The organism is Streptomyces sp. WM6378 (genome assembly GCF_001279695.1).
Lineage (GTDB): Bacteria > Actinomycetota > Actinomycetes > Streptomycetales > Streptomycetaceae > Streptomyces.
This window is the reverse complement of sequence record NZ_LGDD01000109.1, coordinates 1-1,698: the sequence shown is the minus strand read 5'-3', so window position 1 is coordinate 1,698 and position 1,698 is coordinate 1. Positions and strand designations below refer to the sequence as shown.

General features: G+C 67.8%; 1 protein-coding gene. It reads left to right on the top strand.

What is annotated here, in order from left to right; genetic code table 11:
* Nucleotides 1-77: 77 nt before the first annotated feature.
* Nucleotides 78-1,664, top strand: coding sequence for an ISL3 family transposase (locus ADK54_RS11845; protein WP_078966318.1), 1,587 nt, complete (start codon nucleotides 78-80; stop codon nucleotides 1,662-1,664).
* Nucleotides 1,665-1,698 lie beyond the last annotated feature (34 nt).

Sequence of the window (1,698 nt, the reverse complement as noted above, 5' to 3'; positions counted from 1 at the left end):
TGGTTCTGGCCGCGATTCCGTGAATCGCCGGGTCGCCGTGCGACTGCGGGAACGTTTCTTGCGGGGATTGCCCTGTCATGGGGGCTATCGCGATCGAGGATGCGCTGTTTTCCGGGATCGGTGTGCGGGTCACGGCGGTGCACGTCACCGCGGAGCAAGTCACCGTCGAGGCTTCGTCGTGCGGACGGCCGCCGACCTGCCCCGACTGTGGCTGTGCCGGGCGTCGCGTGCACTCCCGGTATGTGCGCCGCGTGACCGAACGCCCCGTTGTGGGGCGGCCATTGGTGATCTGGCTCAGCGTGCGCCGCTTCTTCTGCGAGCGGGCCTCGTGCCGCCGGCGGACGTTCGTCGAACAGGTCCCGGACCTGAGCGAGCGATACCGACGTCAAGCCGTTGGGCTGCGGCTATGGATGCAGACCATCGCGACGTTCCTGGGCGGTCGTCCCGGTGAACGCCTGTGCCGGACCCTGCAGATACCCACCGGCCGTACCCACCTGCTGGGGCTGCTCACAGCTCCGACGCTGCCCGAGCAGGCACCTCGGGTACTGGGGGTGGACGAGTTCGCCTTCCGCAAGCGTTGGCGCTACGGCACCGTCCTGGTCGACATCGAGGCGGCCCGGGTCGTTGAAGTCCTGCCCGACCGGGACGCGGCCACCTTCGCCACCTGGCTGCGCGAACACCCCGGAGCGGAGATCATCTGCAGGGACCGGGCCACTGCCTACTCCAGTGCCGTCCGCGAAGCCGCACCCGGCGCCCAGGAAGTCGCCGACCGCTGGCATTTACTCAAGAACCTCTCCGACGCAGTCGAGAAGACGTGCCACGAGCACCGCTCCTGCCTGCGCAAACAGGCCGAAGCCGACCGTGATACGGAGCCCCGCAGGATCATCAACCCGCTGCCTCCGCCGACCCTGCCGCCCACGAAGATGGCTGTCCGCACCGTCGACCGGTACTCGGACATCCATCGCCTGCTCGGGCAGGGACACTCCATCTCGGAGATCTCCCGGCGCCTGCACCTGGACCGCAAGACCGTCCGCCACTTCCGCGACACCGACCTCGACGAACTGCTGGCCTCCGCCCGACACGGCCGCCCCAAAGGGGTGCTCGAGGCGTTCACCACCTACCTGACCGAGCGATTCACCGACGGCGTGACCAGCCCGACCGACCTCTTCCGGGAGATCCGCCAGCGCGGCTACCGGGGCAGCGACCTGCCGGTCCGTCGCTACGTGGCGGGGCTCAAGGCCGGGACCGTCGAACCCGCCCGCGGCGCCGTCCCCAGCCCACGCAAAATCACCACGTGGATCATGCAGTCCCGCGACGCTCTGAAGCTCTGCGAAGAAGACGAGCTCCTGAAAGTACGGCTGGCCTGCCCCGACATCGCACGCGCCTATGACCTCGCCAGAACCTTCCACGACCTGCTCCAACAGCGGCGCGGCCAGCAGTTGTTGGCATGGGTACGCCAGGTCGAACAGGACGCGCCGTCCCCTATTCTCTCCTTCGCGCAGGGCCTGTGCCTCGACCTCGACGCCGTCACCGCCGGCCTCACCCTTCCGTGGAGCTCGGGCATCGTCGAAGGCCATGTCAACCGCATCAAAACGATCAAGCGGACCATGTATGGTCGAGCCTCGTTCCGCCTCCTCCGCACCCGCATCCTGCTCCGATCATGAGCCGGCGATTCACGGAATCGCGGCCAGAACCAAT

What these genes read in the sequence shown, in the direction of transcription:
- ADK54_RS11845 (WP_078966318.1), top strand. Translation starts at nt 78, where the DNA reads ATGGGGGCTATCGCGATCGAGGATGCGCTGTTTTCCGGGATCGGTGTG.